The following is a 22,785-nucleotide window of genomic DNA, read 5'->3' on the forward strand; positions in this document are numbered from 1 at the left end:
ATTCGAACATTTGTTTGACATGGGTAGAGAGGATGCCCTGATGGCTCGCAAAATTACCAAGCGTCAGCAGCAAATTTACGACTTCATCAAGGAATATCAGCAGGAGAAGGGTTATCCGCCCAGCGTGCGCGAGATGGCTTCTGCCGTGGGCCTTTCCTCCCCCAGCACCGTGCACGCCCATCTCTCTGCCCTGGAGGCGCGCGGGCTACTCAAGCGCGATGCCACCAAACCGCGCGCCCTGGAACTCTTTAACGAGGACGGTTCCTCTGTCTCAATTTCTAAATCTGACGAGCCCACCGCACCTCGCGGAACGGTCTCGCTACCGCTCGTTGGTCGCGTCGCGGCTGGGATCCCCATTCTGGCCGAGCAGAATATCGAAGACACGTTTACTATCCCGACCGAAATCGCGACTGATCAGGGTTCCTTTATCCTTGAGGTGCATGGGAGCTCAATGATCAATGTCGGCATCTTCAATGGCGATTACATCATCGTCCGTGAACAAAAGAATGCCATGAACGGCGAAATTGTCGTGGCTATGATCGATGGTTCAGCGACCGTCAAGACGTTCTACAAGGAGCAGGGACGCGTACGCCTGCAGCCTGAGAATGACACCATGGAGCCTATCTATGCAACGAATCCCGTTATCCTGGGCAAAGTCGTCGGCTTGATGCGCCGGTTCTCGTAATGCAAAAACGCATAACCATCTTTGATACCGTCCGCGGGTTTACGATGATTTCTATGGCAGGTTTTCACGCTTGCTATGATCTTGCCTACCTGTACGGCTGGGAAATGCCTTGGTTTACCCAGACTGTCTTTCAAGACGTCTGGCGCGCCAGCATCAGCTGGGTATTTTTGTTTATCGCGGGTTGGATGTGCACTCTTTCGCGCAACAATATCAAACGTGCCGCCAAATACGCCTTAGCAGCACTCGTTGTCTGGTTGGCAACAACACTTGTCTCAGTCGACGATTCGGTTAATTTTGGCATCATCTACTGCATGGCCGCATGCACCGGCATCGTGGCGTTGACCGATCCCGTCCTTAAGAAGATAACGACGAGATGGGGCATGCCCCTATGCCTTGTGTTGTTCGCCCTCACCTGGAGCATCCCCAAAACGATCTACCCTGTCCCCTACCTGGCGTGGCTGGGATTTCCGAGCCCTGGGTTTGTCTCAGGTGATTACTACCCCATCATCCCGTTTATCTTTATGTATCTTGCAGGATACTTCGCCGCACACATAGCGCAGAGTATCGATAAGACCGTCCCTAGCTGGGCCTACGCCAACCCCCTGCCGGCGCTCGCCAGCCTTGGACGTCACGCTCTCCCCTTTTATCTGCTGCATCAGCCCATCATTCTGGGCATTTTGGAGCTCGTCTACTCGGTGCGATAACGCTCGAGCCGCGGTGCAATACGAGCCGGCAACTTCGCCACAATGCGAACGCCGTCCTCGAGATATTCCTCATGCAGAAGGGTTCCCTGCTCATGCACCAGCGTGATGAGAGCGCCCTCGCGATACGGGATATCAGCGGAGAGCAACACATCGGTGGCAGCTGCCTCGCGAGCAATGCGATCGACGAGATCGTCGAGCCCCTCGCCCGTTTGGGCCGAGAACAGAACGGCTTCTGGATAGCGACGACGGAAACTCAATCGATCAACGCTATCGAGAAGATCGATTTTATTGAATACGGTCAGCGTTAAACGCTCTCCGGCGCCGATCTCATCAAGCACGCGGTCAACAGCCTCCAGCTGCCGCTCATAGTCCTCGTCAGACGCATCTACGACTTTGAGAATTAGATCGGCACCCAAAACCTCGGACAGCGTTGATTTAAAGGCATCAACCAGACCATGCGGCAGCTTTTGAATAAAGCCGACGGTATCAGTAATCGTCATGCCGCGACCGCCGGGCAGGCGATACGAACGCGTCGTCGGGTCGAGCGTAGCAAACAGCTTGTCCTGAGAAAGTACCGTAGAGCCGGTCAGACGATTGAGCAACGTCGATTTACCGGCATTGGTATAACCGGCTAACGCGACGCGAAACGCCGGTGACTCAATGCGGCTCTTGGATTGAACATCGCGACGCTGTTCAACCTGCTTGAGCTCACGACGAAGCGCAGCGATCTTATTACGAATGAGGCGACGGTCGACCTCGAGCTGACTTTCGCCCTGACCAAAGCGTGAGCCGATGCCGCCGCGCGTCTGTTCCTTGGCGAGATGGCTCCACATGCCACGCAGGCGAGGCAACAAGTATTGAAGCTGTGCCAGCTGTACCTGCAGGCGTCCCTCACGCGTCTGAGCATGCAGGCCAAAGATATCCAGGATCAGTGCAGTACGATCGATAATCTTTACCGGCTCGCCCACGGCTTTCTCCAAATAGGATTGCTGCGAGGGGGTCAGGTCGTCGTCAAAAATAACGACATCGGCATCCATGCGACGCACCAGGCCGCACAGCTCTTCAACCTTACCGGAACCGATAAACGATTTAGGATACGGCTTTACCAAACGCTGCGACAAGCGTGCCACGCACTGGGCACCAGCTGTGTGGGCAAGACGCTCCAGCTCGTCAAGCGAGCGATCGAGCGGCCATGCATTGTCGCGCCACTCAACACCAACTAAAATGGCACGCTCGGGCTCGGGTGCCGTGGGAACAAGGGGGAAACGGGCCATTAGACAGCCTCAATACGATGCAGGATATCCTCAACGACCTCATCGATCGTACATTCATCCATATCAAACCACACGATACGGTCATCGCGCTTAAACCACGAAAGCTGACGCTTGGCATAACGACGCGAACGCATCTTAATGAGTTCGCGAGCCTCATCCATGCTCATCACGCCATTGAAAGCATCAATGATCTCTTTATAGCCAATTGCCTGCATCGACGTCAGGGCATCTCCCAGCCCCTGGGCCATAAGACCGCGGACCTCATCGACAAGACCCTGCTCAAACATCAGATCGACGCGCAGATTAATGCGCTCGTAGAGCACCTCGCGATTACGCGTCAGACCAAACCATAGGGCATGATAATGCTCGTGCGGAACACTAAACTGCGACTTTTGCTGCGCATAGGAGACGCCATCATCATGCATCTCGAGCGCACGAATCACACGGCGCACGTTATGGGGATGAATAACAGCAGCCGATTCTGGATCGCGCTCGGCAAGCAGGGCATGCAGTTCTTTCTCGCCAATGCGCTCGGCAAGCTCCTGATAGCCCGCACGACGATCGTCCTCAAGTTCACCCGAGGGAAAGTCCATCTCATCGAGGGCGGCCTTGAGATACAGCCCCGTACCTCCGCAAAAAACCGGCAGGCAACCCGAACCAAGGAGACGTTCAACATGCGCGCGAGCGTCGGCCTGATAAAGCGCAGCAGAATATGCCACACCCGGCTCTACAATGTCGACGAGACGCAGCGGCGCCGTGCACTCATCGGGCGCCATCTTTGCGGTACCGATGTCCATGCCGCGATAGATTTGCATCGCATCGCACGACAGCACTTCGGACGAAAGACGAGCTGCCAAACGGTCGGCAACATCACTCTTACCAACCGCCGTCGGACCGACGATCGCAACGGCAGAAAGACCTGACCCGGGAGAAACCATTAGCGCGGCTCGCCCACAACGGAGCCGGACAAATACCAGGTCTTGGCAACGTCAACGTCAACATCAACGATCTTGCCAACAAGCTGATCGATGCTGTAACCCTCGGGGATAGGCGCATGCACGGTCTGATTCTTGGGACTCTTGCCCAGCAGGACCGCGTCGTTCTTTTTACTCGTTCCCTCAATGAGCGCCGGAACCACAGTATGAAGCTCACCCTGGTTATACTCGTGTGCCGTGGTCTCGATAACCTTAACCAGACGGTTGAAACGCTCGAGAATAACCTCATGCGGCGTAGGATCGTCAATCTCGGCGGCCGGGGTACCGGCGCGCTTGGAATAGATGAAGGTATAGGCCTGAGCATAGCGGACCGTCTCGGCAAGTGAGAGCGTCTGCTCAAAGTCTTCTTCAGTCTCGCCCGGGAAGCCAACGATAATGTCGGTCGAGAGCGCGATATCGGGCATGCGGTTGCGAATGCGATCGACAAGGCCCAGATAGTCCTCGCGTGTATAACGGCGATTCATCTCTTTGAGGATCCGCGTCGAACCGGACTGGACGGCCAAGTGCAGCTGCGGCATAACGGCAGGCGTCTCGGCCATGGCGTCGATGGTCTCGGGCAGCAGGTCCTTGGGATGCGAAGACGTAAAGAAGATGCGCTCCACGCCCGTATCGCCCACGGCACGCAGCAGATCGGCAAAACGCGGCTTGCCAAACAGATCGCGACCATATGAGTTAACGTTTTGGCCCAACAGCGTAATCTCACGAACGCCCTGGCGCACCAAACCGGTCACCTCGTCGACAATCTCCTCGAAGGGGCGGCTCTTTTCGCGACCACGCACGTACGGCACGATGCAATAGGTGCAGAAATTATTGCAGCCCGTCATGATGGGCACCCAGGCGTGATACTGAGTCTCGCGATGCCACGGCATGCTCATGGCATCCGTATCCTCATGCTCATTGGTGCGGATATGACGCTTACCATCAAGGAACGCCTCGGCAATGAGCTCGGCCACATGCGCGATGGAATGTGTACCGAAGATGACGTTGACGTTATCGACGTTGGTGAGCAGGCCCTCGCCATCGCGCTGCGCGATGCAACCGCCAACGGCAACCACGCGCTTGCCCGAAGGCGAAGGCGGCAGGCTTTTGCAGGAATTGCACTGACCGTACAGGCGAGTATCGGCGGCCTCGCGCACGCAGCACGTCATGAAGACAACGATATCGGCATGCGCAGGATCGAGCGCCATGAGGCAGCCATATGAATCAAGCAGACCGCTCACACGCTCGGAGTCGTGCTGATTCATCTGGCAGCCAAAGGTGCGGATAAAGTAGGTTTTACCGGCAAGAATATCGCGTACGGAACGCTGGTCCATGTGCATAAGTCCTAACGATGGGGAGCGAAACAAGGCAAGCAGAAGCTATGCCACAGGCTTAACATCATCCATGACGACGTTATCCATAGCAGCTCGATTGATCTGGTGAACGTAGATAGAAAGGCGGATGGCCGTGCGCGACTCCCCGTTAATGAGGATGTCGGAGAACACGGGCGCGCAGGAAATATCAAAACCGGTTGGAATCAAAAAACCGCGCGCGATAGCAACGGCCTTAATGGCCTGGTTGACGGCACCGGCGCCGACACACTGGATGTTGACGGGCACGCCATCCTTGACCATGCCGGCGATGGCGCCGGCAACGGACGCGGGCGATGATTTGCTTGATACCTTCAGGCAATCCATGAAGAAACTCCTGCATTTAAAAGTACGTTTTAACTGCAATAACTGTATCGTACCGAGTGGACTCGGTAAAGGCACTATTCCTCTTTGGCAAGATCAAAGGTCACGGTGATTCGATCACGCGAAACACGGATCTTTGGGTCGCCGCAAAGGTTGAGATAGTACCGGGCGGCAAGGTCATTAAAGTCGCGTTCCACAGCGCGCGAAAACTGTGCCATGTCATCCTTGGCAATACGTAGCCCGCGACGATCCTTCGCGAGATCGACAGGAGCCGGCGCATGCGAGGACGAATCACGCTCGCGCAGCAGACGCGCGGTCACACCGCGAACGGGCTTAATCTGCCCTGCCAAAATGCGATGGGCCGTGCGCTCGGACATCTCAAGACCCAAACCCGAACAAATACGGATAAAGTCCTCGGCATCAGAAGCAAGGCCTAAACGATCGACAACCGGAAGCTCGCTCTCGTCATCAATGAACAGGAGACGAGACGTATCGAGCCGACTTGACGCTTGAGCATAAAGGGTCGCGGCAATCTCAGACGGAGAACCGAGATAGACATCGCAACCACGCAACTCCTCGAGCGCAAACTCACAAGCAGCGCGAATAATATTATGTGGACCGCGAGCGCAGACATAACGTCCGTCCTCATCCTTGACGGCCTGGGGCCAGCTTGACTGATCGGCACGCTCACTGAGGCGGTCGGCCGCAACGCTCACCTTGAAGGCTGAACCAAGATCGACGCCGGACGTGACCACACGGGCCTCGTCGGCGTTCTGCTTAATCGAAAACAATGCCATGCCACGACCGTGAACGCCCCAACGGTCCATCTTCATGCTCTCGAGCTTGGAGGTAACGCGGGCATCAAAGATTCGCTCTTGCATATCCTGCGGAACGCCAGAACCGTTATCCAGAAAGACAAGCGTGCGGACGCCATCTTCCTTGGTCGTGGCGAGATAGACCTTGTCGGCGCCGGCATCGCGAGCATTACGGAGCATTTCGATGACGATGTCCTCGACATGCTGAATGTCGTGCTTAGCCTGGCGCCGCTCGGCCTCCGAAACGCGGAGGCGGACATACCCCTCGCCAAGGTTCTCCTCGACGCGAAGGTTGCCCTCCCCCGACATCGACGCGATAAATGAGATGAGCTCGTTCGCGTCGCTCATGTTATTTAGCGATATCGACAGCGCGGCTCTCGCGAATCACGACGACGCGCACCTGACCGGGATACTCCATCTCTTCCTCGATCTGATGGGCGATATCGTGAGCCAGAACCGTGGACTGGGCATCGGAGATCTTGTCCGGCTGGACCATGACGTGGACCTCGCGACCGGCCTGCATGGCATAGGTACGTTCGACGCCGTCATGGGAGTTGGCGATCTCCTCGAGCTTCTCAAGACGCTTGATGTAGTTCTCGGCAGACTCGCGACGGGCACCGGGGCGAGAGGCAGAGACAGCATCGGCGGCCTGCACCAGGACATCGAGCACCGTGTTGGGGTCGACATCGGCATGGTGAGCCTCAATAGCGTGGACGATAACGGGCTTCTCGCCATAACGGCGGGCGAGCTCGGCGCCGATGACGGCATGCGGGCCCTCGACGTCGTGGTCGATTGCCTTGCCCAGGTCATGAAGCAGGCCGGCGCGCTTGGCGGTCACAACGTCCAGGCCAAGCTCGGAAGCCATCACGCCGCACAGATCAGAGACCTCGAGGGAATGCTGAAGCACGTTCTGACCAAACGAGGTACGGTAGCGCAGGGCACCAAGGGTCTTGACGATCTCGGGGTGCAGATCGTGGATGCCGGTATCGAAGGCAGCCTGCTCGCCAGCCTCGCGCACGCGCTGCTGAACCAGGTCGGCGGCCTTGTGATACATCTCCTCGATACGGGCAGGGTGAATGCGGCCGTCGGCGATTAGGTTCTCGAGGGCGACACGGGCGGTCTCACGACGGACCGGGTCGAAGCTCGAAAGAACGACTGTCTCGGGCGTGTCATCGATCACAAGGTTGACGCCGGAAACCTGCTCGAAGGTCCGGATGTTGCGACCCTCGCGACCGATGATACGGCCCTTGAGGTCATCAGAGGGAATGTGCACGGAGGTAACGGTGACCTCGGCAGTGTGGTCGGCAGCGCAGCGCTGAATCGCCAGAGACAGAATCTCCTGGGCGGTCTTGTGGCACTCGGCGCGAACCTGCTGCTCGGACTCGCGAATGATCGTGGCGGCCTCGTGGGTGACCTCGCCGCGAACCTTATCGAGGAGCTCCTTGTGGGCGTCCTCGCGGGTAAGGTCGGCGATACGCTCGAGCTCGGAGGTCTGCTTTGCGCAGAGCTCCTCGAGCTCACGGGAGCGCTTCTCGACCTGACCGGCCTGGCTGGACAGCTGATGCTCGCGCTTGTCGAGAGCGTCGTTGCGGCGATCGAGGGATTCCTCGCGCTGCATCACGCGGTTCTCGAGCGTACGAATCTCGTTCTTACGCTGCTTGTCCTCGGCCTCGGCGGCCTGCTTGTTCTTGATGATCTCCTCTTTAGCCTCGAGTAGAGCCTCTTTTTTGAGGGTCTCGGCCTGACGCTTAGCATCACCGATCAGGGACTCAGCCTGTGCGTGTGCCGACTGGATTTTTTCGTCGGCCTCGTGAAGACTACCCTGCTTGGCGGTGCGCATGTAGGCAATGGCGGCGATGGCACCCAAAACGATGCCAACGAGCGCTGCGATGATAGGCATGCTCACTCCTTTTTATGGATTCGTTACACAACAAAGCGAACCGTCCTTACGAACGGCTCGCGACATTTGAGTAATATGGGCGCAGCTTATGCGGGTCGGATACAGATAAACATATAAACAAACTCATCACAGATGAGCACATATCACAAAGCAAATGACGCTGTTTATCGTACGTTGAACCACAACAACTGTCAAATAAATGCCCCCAACACGGCGGCTAAAACGCGGTGAACGGCAGGGCCACAAAACGCATACGCCTAAACCGCACATTCCTCACGTTCGGCATCGAGACGTGCCTTAACGGCATCGGCGGCGATGTGATACGAGAAGCCCTTGCCCATCAAAAACCGAACCAGTTTTTCGAATCCGCGCGTCTCTGGAACACGCCGCTTGGCGAGCAGGGCTGACGCACGCGCCAAATCGTCTTCGACGGCAAAATAATCCTCGGGATAACCGGGAATGTCATCGAGCACGACATGACGGCGCTTGAGCTCGGTCTCGATTTTACGCTGTCCCCAACCGCGCCGCTTGCGTTCCTCGATAAAGTACGAGCAAAAGCGGTTCTCGTCTAAAAAGCGATACTCGGTGGCGCGCTCGACGGCGAAATCGATCGCGGACTGGTGAAAGCCGTAGCGTGCCAACTTGTCACGGACCTCACCCGTCGCATGGTCGCGTCGCGATAGCATCTCGGTCACCATGGTAAGTGCACATTTACGCTCGATGAGCTGCACCGCTTCACAAAAGTTATCCCAATCACAGGGAAGATCGGGGCGATTTTTGACATACAGGCGCGCGACCCGCACGGGAATCCAAATGGACCGCTCAAAACCGCCCTCAAGCTCACAATCGATATGTGCGCAAGGCTTTTTGGACGCATACCCGCTCGAGAACGAGGAGGCCGCCTTCTTATCGGGAAAGACGACCGTGGCCTCGGTTACCGTATACGACATGAGCGTAACCGCTACTCGTCGTCATCATCGAGCATGGCGGAACCATCGATGGCGTAAAGCTCGTCAAACTCCTCAGGCGCAGGCTGATCGGTCAGTTCGACCTCGGACGGAGCATCGTCATCAAACTCAAGCCCGCAGGCAAGGCGGACCTTATGCTCAATCTCGTCGGCGCAATCGGGGTGTTCGCGCAGGAACGCCTTGGCGGCCTCGCGACCGTTGCCGAGCTTGTCCTCGCCATAGGCAAACCAGGAGCCCATCTTCTTGCAAATGCCGCACTCGACAGCCATGTCCAGAATCGAGCCCTCCTTAGAGATGCCCGTACCGTACATGATGTCGAACTCAGCAGAACGGAACGGAGCTGCCACCTTGTTCTTAACGACCTTGGCGCGCACGCGGTTACCGATAACCTCATCCTTAAGCTTAATGCTGTCGATGCGGCGAATGTCGATACGCACCGAAGAGAAGAACTTAAGGGCGCGGCCGCCCGTCGTAGTCTCGGGGTTGCCGAACATAACGCCGATCTTCTCTCGCAGCTGGTTAATGAAGATGCATGTCGTGTTGGACTTGGACAGCGAGCCGGCGAGCTTGCGGAGCGCCTGACTCATCAGACGAGCTTGCAAACCGACCGTGGTATCGCCGATCTCTCCCTCGATCTCGGCACGCGGGGTCAGCGCGGCGACGGAGTCGACGACGATGGCATCGATGGCGCCGGAACGCACGAGCATGTCAACAATCTCGAGCGCCTGCTCACCCGTATCAGGCTGGGAAATCAGTACCTCGTCGATATCCACGCCAATGCGCGCGGCATACGCGGGATCGAGCGCGTGCTCGGCATCGATAAATGCCACCACGCCACCCATTGCCTGGGCTTCGGCCAGGATCTCGAGCGAAAGCGTCGTCTTACCGGAGGACTCAGGACCGTAAATCTCGACGATACGGCCGCGCGGCACACCGCCGATACCCAGAGCGGCATCGAGTGCCAGAGCGCCCGTGGGGATGGCCTCAACCTCAAGCTCGGGGCCGCCGTCACCATACCTCATGATGGAGCCTTGACCGAACTTCTTCTCGATCTCGGCCTTGGTGGTGGCGATCATCTCTTCGCGCTCTTTACCCGTCGTGGGTGCATGAACGGTACGTACGGGACCTGAATTCTTGGCCATGAATAGCCCTCCTCTTAACAACCTGCATCGATAATAAACGAACGGCTGTTCGTGGTCAACCGTTCAGGCCAATCATATGCAGGCAGTCTTTCCAAAACCCAACCAAACGCCGACCAAACACTGACCAAATGCTTGACCACAAAGGGCCGAATAAGAACAAGGAAGGCAAGAATACACCTATAACCAGCGCAAACGCTAAATTCGTCAGGGGTCTCTATCTCCACAATTAAGGGGGCCCTAAGGCCCCTGAAAACACGTCTATTCCATAGAGTTGAGCACAAGGGCAATGCGTCCCAATGCCTCCGCGACCGCATGGGCACGAACACACGAACGGTCGCCCTCATAGTGGCAGCGCACAGAGTCCGCGACCGGCACTTCCCCATCAGCCGCGCGATACGCCCAGCCAATATAGAAAGTGCCAGCCGGATCGTCCTCAGTGCCGCCACCGGGGCCGGCATAACCCGTTGCGCTCACTGCAATATCGCTCTGGTATAGCTCCAGCGAACCCGCCGCCATCTCGCGCGCGGTCTGATGCGACACCGCGGTATAGCGGTCGAGCGTCTCCTGATCAACACCCAAAACGCGATGCTTGATCTCATCGCAGTAGGTCACCGCACCGCCACGCAGCACCGCCGAGGCGCCCGGGATATCGGCAATCGTCGAGGCGATCATACCTGCTGTCAGCGACTCAGCCGTCGAAACCGTCACGCCCCGAGCGCTCGCGCGCTCGACAATATCGCGCGCCAGCTCCTCGTTATGTGCGGAAATCTGCTCAAAAGAGTCCGTCATACCCACTAGGACCTAGACCGAAAAGACGATCTTGCGGCAGTTCCAGAAGTACTGGGCGCCCGAGATAACGGTCAGGACAACGGCAACGGCGTACAGGAAACGCGACACCGAGTAGATGCCGAGCGTCAGCGCCAGCGGGCCAAGGTGCAAGCCGGCCATCGCAAAGACGCACAGGTAACCGCAGATGGAGACCATCGTGGTCGCCGTCTTGTACTTGCCGAGCTTATCGGCCGCAACGACAACGCCGGCGGCACTCGCAACCATGCGCAGGGCGCTTACCAGCAGCTCGCGGAACAAGATGATGAACACGGACCAAACCGACACGGCACCAAAGTCCAAGAATAGCAGCAGGGCCGAGAATACGAGCAGCTTGTCGGCGATGGGGTCCAAGAATTTACCGAAGTCGGTAATCTCGTTGCGCGAGCGCGCCAGGTAGCCGTCAACCTTATCGGTGCACGACAGGATGACGTACAGAATGAAGGCAGCGGCGGCGAGCGGGCCGTCGAAGGTGCTCCAATCTGTACCGGCAACACTCGTGTGAGAAAGCGCCGACACGATCATGAACACCGGGATAAAGACGATGCGAACGCACGTCACGATGTTGGCGGGCGTCCAAACACTCGTCAGTTCCTTATTGCTCTCGTTTGCCACGACGCTCTCCTACTCCACAACATGGCCGATAAGCTCATAGCAGAAGCTATCGGTAAACTCGACCGTCAGAATATCGCCCACAGATGCCTCGCTGGCATCCAGATGCACCGCGCCATCGGAATCAGGCGCCTGGAACCAGGCATGTCCGATCAGCTCGGCGCCGTCCTCGGTCTCTTCGATACCGTCGACAATCACCTGGGCGCGCTCGCCCACATGTGCGGCAGTTGCAGCAAAACCGAGCGACTCGACCAGGTCCATGGCCTCCTGGGCGCGCTCGAGCTTGACCTCTTCGTCGACCTGGCCCTCCATCTTGGCGGCCAGGCTGCCCTCCTCCTGCGAGTAGGCAAAGACGCTCGTGTAGTCGAAGCCGACGGTGTCCATAAAGTCGATAAGGTCGCGGAACTCGTCGTCGGTCTCGGTCGGGAAGCCGACCATGGCCGTGGAACGAATCACGATGCCGGGGATGCGCTCACGCAGATCGCGGAACAGGGCCTCGAGCTCCTGGCGCGAACCAGAACGGCGCATAGCCTTGAGGATGCGCGCGTCGCAGTGCTGCACGGGGATATCGATATAGGGCAGCACCTCGGGCGTATCACGAATGGTCTCAATGAGCTCGTCAGTCATGCCCTCGGGCTGCAGGTAGAGCACACGGACCCAGACGTTCTGCGGACGCACGGCCTCGGCGACGGCGCGCAGCAGCTGCGCCAGATTGCGCGGCGAGCCATCGGTGACGTCTTCGTCGGCAAAGTCGGTGCCCCAAATACCCGTGTCCTGGCCGATCAGCACGATCTCGCGCACACCGCCGGCAACCAGGTCGCGCACCTCGGAGATAATGCTCTCGGCATTGCGCGAATGATAGCGACCGCGAATATAGGGGATCATGCAGAAGCTGCAGAAGCGGTTGCAGCCATCGGAAATCTTGACGTAAGCAACGGCGCCCTCGACAGTGCGCTTGACTTGCGGAATATAGGCAGCGATCTCACGCTCGACACCCAGCACGCCATCGATGACCGCCACGATGCCGTCCTCCTCGTCGGCCTTCACAAAGGCAGCGACCTCGGGCAGTTCATCGGGCAGGTCGTCGCCATAGCGCGACGGCACACAGCCGCACATGACGATGGGACAAGAACGAACGCCGTCCTGAACCTCGTTGGCGAGCTCGAGCGTGGTCTCGATGCTCTCGGACGTTGCGGAGGCGAGGAACGAGCATGTATTGACGATGGCGATATCGGCATCCTGTGGGTCGAATGCCTCCTCGTAGCCCGCGGCGGTCAAAAGAGAACGCATGCGGTCGGTGTCAACCTCGTTCTTAGCGCACCCGAGGGTGATGTAGAGCACGGAGCCCAACGGTGTATCCATGTTGGAGAGCAGTCCTTTCGAATGATATTAGCGGTAGTTGGTGAACTGCAGCGGCTGGCCGTAGTCCTGGTCGCGCAGGAACTGGATCACGGTCTGCAACGCGTCCTTCGAAGCAGAGGAAACACGCAGCTTGTCGGCCTCGATAGTCACCTTGACCTTGAGCTTTTGGTCCTTGATGTCCTTGTTGATCTTCTTAGCGGTCGCCTGGTCGATACCCTCGACGATATGGCCGAGCACGCGCACGGTGCCGCCCGATGCCGCCTGCGGAGCATCCCACGAGACAGCCTTGAGGTCGATGCCGCGCTTGATGAGCTTGGAGCTCAGCACGTCGATAATCTGCTTGGAGACAAAGTCGGCCGGGGCGTTGATCGTAAAGAGCTTGTCGCCCTTCGAAAGCTCGATCGTGGCGCCGGAATCCTTCAGGTCATAGCGCTGGGAAATCTCGCGCGTGGTTTGCTGGAAGGCGTTGTCGACCTCTTGCATGTTGACCTCGGACACGACGTCGAAGCTGGAATCTTTAGCCATGATGTTTCCTTTCGCGTACGAGCGACTTAGTAGCTATCGTACGAATAGTCGGTAGAATCGGTGGACGTCTGGCCGTCAGTTGCGGTATCGGCGCCATCCGTGGACTGGGCATCGGTGCCGTCGGTGGTGTCGGTACCATCGGTGGTGTCGGTACCATCAGAACTTTCACCATTCTCGGAACCAGTCGTCTCCTTCTTGGGAACGGTGATCGTCACACGCGCCACGCCCGAGGTCTTGGTATCGTAACGGACCTTTTCGCCGTTCTTGGTAACGGTGACATCGGAAGGCTTGGACGTGGTGATCTCGATCGAGGACTCAGGCGTGTACTCCTGCTCAAAGGGGCCAGTCGCCTGGGCGCCATAGACCGACTTGCCATCGACCTTGACCTCAATCCAGGCGGTCTTTCCCTTGGCAACGGAGACCTTGACCTTCGTTACCTCGTTTTCTTCCTTTTTAGCCGTCGTCTTGGTGGCGTCCGAATCGGTCGACTCATCCGTCGCCTCATCGGTGTCTTCGTCCTCGTCGACCGTTTCGGTCTTCTTAGAAGACTTCTTGGGCGTCGTCTTGGTAGCAGTGGGCGTCTCGGGCGTGGTCTCGGGCGTCGAAGATGCGCAGCCGCGCAGAAGTACCACGATGAGCACGATCAGCAGCAACGCCACGGCACCGATGCCGGCGTAGACGATACGCGGATCGAGACCGTTGTTTTGAGGAGTACGGGAACCGCCGCGTCCACGACTGGAACTGCTGCAGCCGCCTCCCTGAGGCATACGACCACGATTGCTGTCGGAACGGCCGAGATAGCCACCCTGGCCCTGAAGGCTGCGCTGACCCGAGCGGGGCGCAAGTTCACCGCGGCCTTGATAGCCACGCTGGCCCGCACGCGGAGCCGAAGAGCGCTGGCCATACGGCTGTGATTGAGAGCGAAGACGCGGCGTCACCTGCGTGGCATCGGCGTCCGCATAGCCGCCGAGAGCACGACCGGCAGAGACACCACGGTAGCCACGATCGGAATAGCCGCCATCTCCGTAGCCGACACGGGGATCGCGCACCACACCGCGGGCAGCGGGAAGCGCACGATCGTCGGGCATAGGCGTGCTGCGGAAACGATCGCGCTGAGAACGGATTTCCTCACTGGACCCCGTCTCGGTAATATAGCCAGCCTGCTGCGGACGCTGACCATAACGCGTCGAACGACCACCCTGAACCATCAGGAAGCGCCCATTATCCACCGAGGAACGCGAATTGACATAGCCGGCGGCGTCCTGGAAACGACCGCCCTGCTGCGACGTCTCGCGCTCATATGCCATCAGCTCGTCAAAGTAGGCATTGACGACCTCGCGTGGATTGAGGCCCAAAAAGCGAGCATAGCTCGAAATCATGCCCTGCGCATAGCCGCGCGGCGGCATCGAAGCAAAGTTACCGGTCTCGAAAAACTCGATGATCTGCGGCCTGATTTTGATGGTGTTGGCGACCTGCTGAATGGAAAGGCCCATTCGGCGACGCTGCTCGAGCAGCATGTCACCAAAGCGTGCAGCCATCAGAATCCTCCAAACTCACGATCTTCACGTGCCATCTCGGCGTCGACAGATTCCAGCGCGGCAAGCCCCTCCTCGTCCAACAGGACCTCGCGCGGCTTGGAACCGTCGGGCGGGCCGACGACACCCTTTTCTTCCAGCATGTCCATAATACGCCCGGCGCGCGCATAGCCAACCTTCAGACGACGTTGCAGGCCAGATGTGGAGCCCAGCTGCGATTCCACCACAATATGGGCGGCTTCCCAGATGAGCGGATCATCGTCTTGCGGCTCGGCGACTCCGGTGCGGACAATGCCGCCGCCACCCGCCATGGACATGGAAGCGGGCGCCACGGCGGACAGAATCTCCTCGTGGTAGTCGGGCTCGCTTTGCGACTTGACGAACTCGACAATCTCGTTGATTTCATCGTCCGAGACAAAGCAGCCCTGGATACGGCGGGGCTTGCCCCAGTCGACCTTGGAGAACAGCATGTCGCCCAAACCGGTGAGCTTCTCGGCACCCATCTGGTCGATGATGACGCGCGAGTCGATGCCCGTGGCGACGTTAAAGGCGATGCGGTTGGTGATGTTGGCCTTGATGAGGCCCGTCACCACGTTGGAGCTGGGGCGCTGCGTGGCAACGATAAGGTGAATACCGGCGGCACGGCCCAGCTGTGCAATACGCACGATCGAGGCCTCGACATCCTTACCGGCGACCATCATCAGGTCAGAGAGCTCGTCGATGATGATGACCAGGTAGGGCATCTTTTGCGGCGGGTTGTCGTAATGCTCAAACTCGCCGGCGGCCTGCTTTTCATTGTAGGTCGAGATCTTACGCACGTTGAGACGCTCGAAGACCTTCAGGCGACGCTCCATCTCGGACACGGCCCATTGCAGAGCGCTCGCGGCTTGCTTGGGCTCGGTCACCACGGGCACATAGAGATGCGGCAGGCCGTTATAGCCCGCAAGCTCGACGCGCTTGGGGTCAACCATGATCAGGCGAACGTCCTCGGGAAGGGCGCGCATGAGCAAGGTCGTGATGATGGAATTGATCATCACCGACTTACCAGAACCGGTCGTACCGGCAATCAACAGGTGAGGCATCTTGGCGAGGTCGGCGACAACCGGCGTGCCCTCAGCGTCGCGGCCGATGGCGAGCTCGAGCGGACCGCCCTTCACATAGGGCAGCACGTCGCCCAGATTGACGTTCTGGCGCTTGCGGTTGGGAATCTCGATGCCCACGAGCGAGGTGCCGGGGATCGGGGCAAAGATACGCACCGACTGGGCAGCGAGCGAAAGCGCGATATCGTCCTCGAGGCTCGAGATTTTGCTCACACGCTCGCCCTCACCGGGCTGCAGTTTAAAGGTCGTCACCGTGGGGCCGGCGATCCAGCCGACCACGCGGGCACTGCGGCCAAACTCAAGCAAGGTGGATTGCAGTGACTCAGCGGTCTGCTCCAGCTCCTTGTCCGAAGACGCGGCGGAAGCCGACTGCGGGTTGGCATGCAGGATTTCGAGCGGCGGAAGCTTGAGGCCGTCCTCTTCTTCGCCCTCGTTATCTGCGGCGCCGTCGTCCACTCCCCCATCACGAGCCGCAGCCGATTCGATAGCACTCGTGGCAGGCGCATCGGCAACCTTGGGATGCTTCAGGAAGTCGGGAATCTGAGGTGCGGCCGAGACGGGATTCACGGCAAACGGCGGCTCGGACTCGTCGATCTTATCGGGGTCGTCTTCCATCGAAAGCTGGCCGGTTACCTGGCCGCGCTTTGCATGGCGACGCGGCAGCAAAGTTGTCTTTGCGGTCTCAATCGGAGCCTCATCGTCCTCGTCATCGCCCTCGGTGAGCTCAATCTCGCTATCGGACCAAGACGGGTCGGGTTCACTCGTATTGAGCTTAGGCGCAACCTTGCCCTTCTTGGCATGGCGGCGCGGCAACAGCGTGGTCTTGGCTCGCTCGGCTTCAACCGACTCGGATACGTCGACAAACGGGTCATCGTCCTCGTCATCATCCAAAACCGGGTCGACATCGCCACCCATGACCGTGGTCACCGCGGCGTCAGTCCCCTTCTGGCGCAGAATGCTCAGGTGCGGACGAGCGACGCCGGGAACAGACAGGGCCTCTTCATCGCCCCACGGGCTGGCGTTGACATCGGCACGACGGCGTTCGGCAAAATCTGCCGCACGATCGCGTGCGGAGCGCAAAACGCCACCCACCGAAAAGCCGATAATGACCAAACCAACGACGACAAGCCCCAGCAAGACAACCATGGCGATAGGTTTACCCAGGGCGTTTTGCAAGGCACTTGCGATAAAGGCGCCAATGTAGCCGCCCGACACGGAAAGGTTCTGCGGCGTAAACATAAGGTCGCACGAATCGCTCGTGCCCGGCACCATCAGCGAAAGAATGGAGACGACGGCGATAAAGACCACGGCGCCGCCCGCGACAGAGCGCACGTTGAGCGGCGAGTCCTCACCCAAAAAGAGCGTGGCGGCAAACAGCAAGATGACGATCGGCAGCACGTAGGCGCCCAGGCCAAAGCCCAGGTGGTAGAAACCGGCAACCGCAGCCGTCACGGGCGCTGTTGCCGGAGAGATCACGGCAATGAAGGACGCGATCGCCAAAACGGCGATGACCACACCGGCGATATCGCGATTGGCCGAAGGCTCGACCAAGGGCTCAAAATCGTCGAAGTCTGCCTCATGGCCCTTATTGGCACGCAGATGGGAACCGGCACCCTTAGCAGATGCCGGTTGGTTGTTGGCTTTATTGCCTTTGGCGTTTTGTGCAGATCCGCGCGCCAAACTAAACCTCCATGACGACCGGGATGATCATCGGACGGGTGCGCGTACGGCTCCAAATGAAGTTGGAGAGCGAATCGCGCACGGCCTTGCGAATGGCATCGGAGCCGCTGCTGGTAAAGCTGAACTTGCCCTTCTCGATCGTCTTCATAATGGATGCGGAGGCATCCTCGGAGAACTGGTCGTCGATGGCAAACGAGACGCCGCGACCCGAGAACTCGATAGCCTCGATCTTCTTGTGCTTGAGCGAGACGATAGCAACGGCCGTGACCATACCGTCATTGGCGAGCTTCTGGCGATCGCGCAGGACGATGGGGTCGGTATCGCCGATACGCAGGCCGTCGACGTAGACGACACCGGACTCGACGGGCGTACCACGCTTGACGATACCGCCGCGCATCTCGAGCGTGTCACCGTTATCGAGGATAAAGATATGATCGTCCTTGAGACCCATCTTGCGGGCCAGCTGAGCATGGGCGCGCAGATGCACGGCCTCACCGTGAACCGGCATAAAGTACGTGGGCTTGGCCATGGCCATCAGGAGCTTGAGCTCCTCCTGGCTACCGTGACCCGAGACGTGGACGAGAGCGCGGTTCTTATCCCACACATCGCAGCCGAGCTTGGCCAGGCTGTTGACGACCTGCTGGACGGCTTTCTCATTGCCGGGAACAGGAGTTGCCGAGAGGATAACGGTATCGCCCTCGTGGATGGAGAGCGTCTTGTGCTCGCCATTGGCCATGCGGGACAGGGCCGACAGCGGCTCTCCCTGCGAGCCAGTGCACATGACGACGATCTTGTCGTCGGGCAGGTTATCAATGTCGAAGGCATCGATGATATCGGCATCATCGATGTTGAGATAACCGAGCTCGCGCGCCACGCGGGTGTTCGTGAGCATGGAGCGACCGGTCACAACGACCTTACGGCCGCACTTGCGGGCGGCATCGCAGATCTGCTGCAGACGATGGATGTGGCTCGAGAACGACGCGACGAACACGCGACCCGGCGCGTTCTTGATGGCGTGCAGCAGGTTGGGACCAACCTCGGCCTCGGACTTAGTAAAGCCGGGAACCGTGGCATTGGTGGAGTCGGAAAGCAGCAGGTCGATGCCCTGCTTTGCAAAGCGGCTGATAGCGGCATAATCGGGCGTGACGCCGTCGATGGGCGTCTGGTCGAGCTTAAAGTCGCCGGTGTGCATAACGGTGCCCTGATTGGTGCGGATGAACACGCCCAGAGCGCCGGGGATGGAGTGCGTCATCGAGAAGAAGTCGAGCGAGATGCCGCCGAGGTTGACATGGCTGCCGCCCTTGACCTCGCGGAACTTAGGCGCGCGGATGCGGAACTCGGAGAGCTTGCCCTCGATAAAACCGAGCGTCAGCTTGCTCGAGAAGATGGGCACCTTGTTGTTGAGGTCCTGCAGCAGGTACGGAAGCGAACCGGTGTGGTCCTCGTGGCCGTGAGTAACGATGATACCGCGGAGCTTCTCCTCGTTCTCCAGAACATAGGTGTAGTCGGGAAGCACCAGGTCGATACCGGGCTGGGAGTCATCCGGGAACATAAGACCGGCGTCGACGAGCACCATGTCGTCGCCGCACTCGAAGACCGTCATGTTCTTGCCGATGCCATCAAGGCCGCCGAGCGGGATGATCTTCAAGGGAGATGATTTTTTAGCTGCCATAGGTGAGTGTGGTTTCCTTTCTTCGAAACGGGTCTGGAACAACCGACGGGGCGCTTCTGGCAAACCGACCGCCGGGAACGTACAAACATGCATCGCAGAGTCGATGCAATAACCACAGTATGATACCCATTTGCACAACAACAGACCACCCATGCATGAAAGCCCCATCCAAACCGGTCTATCCCGCCGGTTTCCCGTGGGGCGGGCGCTGATGAAGTTTCCTGCTCTACAGTCCTGCTCACGACGGAGGCCACATTAAGTGGCCTCCTGTTCGTGCGGAACTCGCGATAAACTTCATCAGTGCCCGCCCCACGGGAAACCTGCCAAAAAGGGACAGGTTTATTATGGTCGGTTTTATCTGGGAAGATGCTGCTGCGGCTATCTACAGATCTGAAATCTGACTACTGAATAGACTGTCTAACTAAATAGCGAGCGGCACTAACCAGTCCTTTTGCTTGCGCCCGGGAGGGCCGCATATGAAGTTTATCGCGAGTTCCGCACGCAAAGGAAAGCACTTAATGTACTTTCCGTCTTGCGCAGGACTGTAGAGCAGGAAACTTCATATGCGGCCCTCCCGGGCGCAAGCAAAAGGGCGACCCCTGTCCGGAGTCGCCCTTGCGGTGCTGGTTATGTACGGCTGTTACTCGGCGTCGTGGTGACGGCGGGGCTTGCGGCCTCCGTTGTCACCGGGACGGCGCGGACGGTCGCTGCGCTCAGAGCGCTCGCGACGCGGACGCTCACGGCGCTGGAAATGCTCGCCGTCGCCCTCGGAGGCACCCTCGGCACGAGCCGGGGCCTCGGGCTTATCAAGACGATCGAGCGAGATCTTGCCGCGATCGTCGACCTCGATGACGACGACCTTGACCTCGTCGCCCACGTTGAGGACGTCCTCGACCTTCTCCACGCGGCCCTTGGCGACGCGGGAGATGTGCAGCAGGCCGTCCTTACCGGGCAGCAGGTTGACGAAGGCGCCGAAGGGCTGGATGGAGACCACGCGACCGGTGTACTCCTCGCCCGGCTCGGGAACCTTGATGATGAGCTTGATGCGCTCGACAGCCTGGTCGACGGACTCGCCGGTGCCGCCGACAAAGACGGTGCCGTCCTCCTGGATGTCGACCGAAGCGCCGGTCTCGTCCTGGATGCCGCGGATGACCTTGCCGCCGGAACCGATGACGTCGCGGATCTTATCGGTCGGAACCTGGATGGAGACGATGCGAGGAGCGGTGCTGCGCGTGGTATGACGCGGCTCGGGGATCACATCGAGCATCTTCTGCAGGATGAAGGCGCGACCCTCCTTGGCCTGCTGCAGGGCGCGGGCCAAGATGTCGAAGGTGAGGCCGGTGGCCTTGTTGTCCATCTGCAGGGCGGTGATGCCCTCGGTGGTGCCAGTGACCTTAAAGTCCATGTCGCCCAGGAAGTCCTCGAGACCCTGGATGTCGGACAGGACCACGGTCTTGCCCTCCTCCTGGATCAGCCCCATGGCGATACCGGAAACCGGGCGCTTAATGGGCACGCCGCCGTCCATAAGGGCAAGCGTGGAGCCGCAGGTCGAAGCCATCGAAGAGGAGCCGTTGGACTCCATGACCTCGGAGACGACGCGGATGGCGTAGGGGAACTCGTTCTCGTCGGGAAGCACCGGAAGCAGAGCGCGCTCGGCCAGATTGCCATGACCGATCTCGCGGCGCTTGGGGCTGCCCATGCGGCCGGTCTCGCCGGTGCAGAAAGGCGGGAAGTTGTAGTGGTGCATGTAGCGCTTGCCCTCGGTGGGCTCGATGGTATCCAGACGCTGGCCCTCGTTAAGCATGCCGAGCGACAGGATGGAAAGCACCTGGGTCTGGCCACGCTGGAACAGACCGGAGCCGTGAACGAGCGGCAGGTAGTTATCCTTCACCATGATGGGGCGAATCTCATCGGCGGCACGGCCGTCGACGCGCTCGCCGGTCTCGACGACCATGGTGCGCATAGCCTTCTTCTCGAGCTTCTTGAGCGCCACGGGGATCTCGCGCTCCCAAGCGGCCTGCTCCTCCTCGGTGAACTCGGCACGGATGGACTCCTTCAGAGCCTCGACCTTACCGATACGGGAGAGCTTGTCGGCATCGCGAAGGGCGGCGGCCATCTCGTCGTAGTGGGCGAAGATGCGCTCCTGGACCTCCTCGACGGGCTGGTCGAGCGGGTACTCCTTCTTGACGATGGCGCCATTGACCTGCTCCCACTCGGCAACGAACTCGTCCTGGGCATGGCAGAAGGCGGCAAGGGCCTCCTGGCCAAACTTCATGGCGGCGAGCATGTCGTCCTCGGAGATCTCCTCGGCGCCGGCCTCGACCATCGAGATGAAGTCGGCAGAGCCGCCCAGCTCCAGGTCCAGGTCGGAGTTCTCGCGCTCCTCGTAGGTGGGGTTGACGATAAACTCGCCGGTCTCCACGTTACGGCCGATGCGCACGCAGGCAAGCGGGCCCTCGAAGGGCACGCCGCCGAGCGTCATGGCCAGGGAGGCACCCATGACGTTGATGACGTCAAAGGGGTTGACCTGGTCGGCGACGAGCGAGGTAGCGACGATGTGTACCTCGTTGCGGAAGCCGTCCGGGAAGCTCGGGCGAATCGGACGGTCGATCATGCGCGCGGTGAGCGTGGCCTTCTCACTGGGACGGCCCTCACGCTTGAGGTAGCCACCCGGGATGCGGCCGGCGGCGTACATCTTCTCGTTGAAGTCGACGGTCAGCGGGAAGAAGTCGTAGTTCTTGCGCTCCTTGGAGACGACCACGGTGTCGAGCATCGTGGTGTCGCCCTGCTTGACCAGACAGGCGCCGGTGGCCTGCTTGGCAAGCTCGCCCGACTCAAAGGTGTAGGTCTTGCCGTACAGCTCAAAGGTCTTGGATACGAGTGTCATGGTTCTCCTTTACCCCACAGGCCCCTTGCCTGCGGGCTTCTCATGTGACGCGGGCCCCCTGCCCCCGCCACGCTTCAGAGCGTGATTGTTCACGCCCTTACACAAAAAGAGCGCCCCGCTGCGCAGGACGCTCTTAGCATGTACAAATCCTACTGGATGTTGTCGCGGATGCCCAGAGCCTTGATGAGCTCACGGTACTCGACGATGTCGTTCTTCTTGATGTAGGAGAGAAGACGACGACGACGGCCGACGAGCATGAGCAGGCCACGACGGGTGTGGAAGTCCTTCTGGTGGGACTTCATGTGCTCGGTCAGCTCCTTGATGCGCTCGGTCAGGATGGCGACCTGAACCTTGGGGTTGCCGGTATCGACCGGGGTGTTACCGAACTGGGCAGTCAGCTCCGCCTTGCGCTCTTTGGAAACAGTCATTGT

The 22,785-nt window shown here is 59.3% G+C and carries 19 protein-coding genes; 2 read left to right on the top strand and 17 right to left on the bottom strand.

Annotated elements, in window-relative coordinates:
- Window positions 1–40: 40 nt before the first annotated feature.
- A complete protein-coding gene (lexA, locus tag DXC79_RS03925; protein ID WP_055250104.1) occupies window positions 41–685 on the top strand; it encodes a transcriptional repressor LexA in 645 nt (214 codons plus the stop codon).
- Entirely contained in the window at window positions 685–1,389 is a 705-nt protein-coding gene (locus DXC79_RS03930; RefSeq protein ID WP_117635237.1) for a heparan-alpha-glucosaminide N-acetyltransferase, read from the top strand. Before lexA ends, DXC79_RS03930 begins: the two co-directional genes overlap by 1 nt.
- On the opposite strand, the gene hflX is transcribed toward DXC79_RS03930, so the two are convergent.
- The 17 genes from hflX to rpsO form a co-directional block, all read right to left on the bottom strand.
- Window positions 1,374–2,663 (bottom strand): GTPase HflX, encoded by a 1,290-nt coding sequence (gene hflX, locus DXC79_RS03935; RefSeq protein WP_117635238.1) that lies wholly within the window; start codon window positions 2,661–2,663, stop codon window positions 1,374–1,376. The genes DXC79_RS03930 and hflX overlap by 16 nt on opposite strands.
- Window positions 2,663–3,601 carry a tRNA (adenosine(37)-N6)-dimethylallyltransferase MiaA gene (miaA, locus tag DXC79_RS03940; protein WP_117635239.1) on the bottom strand — a complete coding sequence of 313 codons (939 nt, stop codon included), beginning with the start codon at window positions 3,599–3,601 and terminating at the stop codon, window positions 2,663–2,665. The genes hflX and miaA overlap by 1 nt, the downstream gene beginning before the upstream one ends.
- Window positions 3,601–4,971 carry a tRNA (N6-isopentenyl adenosine(37)-C2)-methylthiotransferase MiaB gene (miaB, locus tag DXC79_RS03945; RefSeq protein WP_022094691.1) on the bottom strand — a complete coding sequence of 457 codons (1,371 nt, stop codon included), beginning with the start codon at window positions 4,969–4,971 and terminating at the stop codon, window positions 3,601–3,603. Before miaB ends, miaA begins: the two co-directional genes overlap by 1 nt.
- Window positions 4,972–5,016: 45 nt before the next feature.
- Complete coding sequence (locus DXC79_RS03950; protein ID WP_006235982.1) at window positions 5,017–5,334, bottom strand: stage V sporulation protein S; 318 nt, start codon at window positions 5,332–5,334, stop codon at window positions 5,017–5,019.
- Window positions 5,335–5,408: 74 nt separating this feature from the next.
- The gene (locus DXC79_RS03955) at window positions 5,409–6,494 is read right to left on the bottom strand and encodes an ATP-binding protein (protein ID WP_117635240.1); all 1,086 of its coding nucleotides are present in this window, start codon (window positions 6,492–6,494) and stop codon (window positions 5,409–5,411) included.
- A 1-nt stretch (window position 6,495) separates the two neighbouring features.
- On the bottom strand, window positions 6,496–8,046 hold the full coding sequence (gene rny, locus DXC79_RS03960; protein ID WP_089573375.1) for a ribonuclease Y: 1,551 nt from the start codon (window positions 8,044–8,046) through the stop codon (window positions 6,496–6,498).
- A 257-nt stretch (window positions 8,047–8,303) separates the two neighbouring features.
- The gene (locus DXC79_RS03965) at window positions 8,304–8,996 is read right to left on the bottom strand and encodes a regulatory protein RecX (RefSeq protein ID WP_117635241.1); all 693 of its coding nucleotides are present in this window, start codon (window positions 8,994–8,996) and stop codon (window positions 8,304–8,306) included.
- Between the two features lie 11 nt (window positions 8,997–9,007).
- The gene (recA, locus tag DXC79_RS03970) at window positions 9,008–10,156 is read right to left on the bottom strand and encodes a recombinase RecA (RefSeq protein WP_117635242.1); all 1,149 of its coding nucleotides are present in this window, start codon (window positions 10,154–10,156) and stop codon (window positions 9,008–9,010) included.
- 258 nt (window positions 10,157–10,414) lie between these two features.
- The gene (locus DXC79_RS03975; protein WP_117635243.1) at window positions 10,415–10,945 is read right to left on the bottom strand and encodes a CinA family protein; all 531 of its coding nucleotides are present in this window, start codon (window positions 10,943–10,945) and stop codon (window positions 10,415–10,417) included.
- A gap of 12 nt (window positions 10,946–10,957) precedes the next feature.
- Window positions 10,958–11,506: a CDP-diacylglycerol--glycerol-3-phosphate 3-phosphatidyltransferase gene (pgsA, locus tag DXC79_RS03980; protein ID WP_229071689.1), complete on the bottom strand. Its 549-nt coding sequence runs from the start codon at window positions 11,504–11,506 to the stop codon at window positions 10,958–10,960.
- 99 nt (window positions 11,507–11,605) lie between these two features.
- Window positions 11,606–12,955, bottom strand: coding sequence for a 30S ribosomal protein S12 methylthiotransferase RimO (rimO, locus tag DXC79_RS03985; RefSeq protein ID WP_117635244.1), 1,350 nt, complete (start codon window positions 12,953–12,955; stop codon window positions 11,606–11,608).
- Window positions 12,956–12,982: 27 nt separating this feature from the next.
- The gene (locus DXC79_RS03990) at window positions 12,983–13,480 is read right to left on the bottom strand and encodes a YajQ family cyclic di-GMP-binding protein (protein ID WP_022094699.1); all 498 of its coding nucleotides are present in this window, start codon (window positions 13,478–13,480) and stop codon (window positions 12,983–12,985) included.
- Window positions 13,481–13,506: 26 nt separating this feature from the next.
- Window positions 13,507–15,018, bottom strand: a complete 1,512-nt coding sequence (locus DXC79_RS03995) for a RodZ family helix-turn-helix domain-containing protein (protein ID WP_117635245.1) — start codon at window positions 15,016–15,018, stop codon at window positions 13,507–13,509.
- Entirely contained in the window at window positions 15,018–17,795 is a 2,778-nt protein-coding gene (locus DXC79_RS04000) for a DNA translocase FtsK (protein WP_233502986.1), read from the bottom strand. The genes DXC79_RS03995 and DXC79_RS04000 overlap by 1 nt, the downstream gene beginning before the upstream one ends.
- Before the next feature lies 1 nt (window position 17,796).
- Window positions 17,797–19,467 carry a ribonuclease J gene (locus DXC79_RS04005; protein ID WP_089573381.1) on the bottom strand — a complete coding sequence of 557 codons (1,671 nt, stop codon included), beginning with the start codon at window positions 19,465–19,467 and terminating at the stop codon, window positions 17,797–17,799.
- Window positions 19,468–20,107: 640 nt separating this feature from the next.
- Entirely contained in the window at window positions 20,108–22,354 is a 2,247-nt protein-coding gene (locus DXC79_RS04010; protein ID WP_117635246.1) for a polyribonucleotide nucleotidyltransferase, read from the bottom strand.
- A gap of 149 nt (window positions 22,355–22,503) precedes the next feature.
- Window positions 22,504–22,782 (bottom strand): 30S ribosomal protein S15, encoded by a 279-nt coding sequence (gene rpsO, locus DXC79_RS04015; protein WP_099431792.1) that lies wholly within the window; start codon window positions 22,780–22,782, stop codon window positions 22,504–22,506.
- Window positions 22,783–22,785 lie beyond the last annotated feature (3 nt).

The sequence above is a fragment of the Collinsella sp. TF08-11AT genome (genome assembly GCF_003437035.1).
Classification (GTDB): domain Bacteria; phylum Actinomycetota; class Coriobacteriia; order Coriobacteriales; family Coriobacteriaceae; genus Collinsella.

Coding starts and splice junctions, on each gene's coding strand:
- DXC79_RS03930 (WP_117635237.1), top strand. CDS start 685: ATGCAAAAACGCATAACCATCTTTGATACCGTCCGCGGGTTTACGATG.
- recA (WP_117635242.1), bottom strand. CDS start 10,156: ATGGCCAAGAATTCAGGTCCCGTACGTACCGTTCATGCACCCACGACG.
- rpsO (WP_099431792.1), bottom strand. CDS start 22,782: ATGACTGTTTCCAAAGAGCGCAAGGCGGAGCTGACTGCCCAGTTCGGT.
- DXC79_RS03975 (WP_117635243.1), bottom strand. CDS start 10,945: ATGACGGACTCTTTTGAGCAGATTTCCGCACATAACGAGGAGCTGGCG.
- DXC79_RS04005 (WP_089573381.1), bottom strand. CDS start 19,467: ATGGCAGCTAAAAAATCATCTCCCTTGAAGATCATCCCGCTCGGCGGC.
- DXC79_RS03955 (WP_117635240.1), bottom strand. CDS start 6,494: ATGAGCGACGCGAACGAGCTCATCTCATTTATCGCGTCGATGTCGGGG.
- DXC79_RS03950 (WP_006235982.1), bottom strand. CDS start 5,334: ATGGATTGCCTGAAGGTATCAAGCAAATCATCGCCCGCGTCCGTTGCC.
- DXC79_RS03995 (WP_117635245.1), bottom strand. CDS start 15,018: ATGGCTGCACGCTTTGGTGACATGCTGCTCGAGCAGCGTCGCCGAATG.
- miaB (WP_022094691.1), bottom strand. CDS start 4,971: ATGGACCAGCGTTCCGTACGCGATATTCTTGCCGGTAAAACCTACTTT.
- lexA (WP_055250104.1), top strand. CDS start 41: ATGGCTCGCAAAATTACCAAGCGTCAGCAGCAAATTTACGACTTCATC.
- DXC79_RS03990 (WP_022094699.1), bottom strand. CDS start 13,480: ATGGCTAAAGATTCCAGCTTCGACGTCGTGTCCGAGGTCAACATGCAA.
- hflX (WP_117635238.1), bottom strand. CDS start 2,663: ATGGCCCGTTTCCCCCTTGTTCCCACGGCACCCGAGCCCGAGCGTGCC.
- rimO (WP_117635244.1), bottom strand. CDS start 12,955: ATGGATACACCGTTGGGCTCCGTGCTCTACATCACCCTCGGGTGCGCT.
- miaA (WP_117635239.1), bottom strand. CDS start 3,601: ATGGTTTCTCCCGGGTCAGGTCTTTCTGCCGTTGCGATCGTCGGTCCG.
- pgsA (WP_229071689.1), bottom strand. CDS start 11,506: ATGATCGTGTCGGCGCTTTCTCACACGAGTGTTGCCGGTACAGATTGG.
- DXC79_RS04010 (WP_117635246.1), bottom strand. CDS start 22,354: ATGACACTCGTATCCAAGACCTTTGAGCTGTACGGCAAGACCTACACC.
- DXC79_RS03965 (WP_117635241.1), bottom strand. CDS start 8,996: ATGTCGTATACGGTAACCGAGGCCACGGTCGTCTTTCCCGATAAGAAG.
- rny (WP_089573375.1), bottom strand. CDS start 8,046: ATGCCTATCATCGCAGCGCTCGTTGGCATCGTTTTGGGTGCCATCGCC.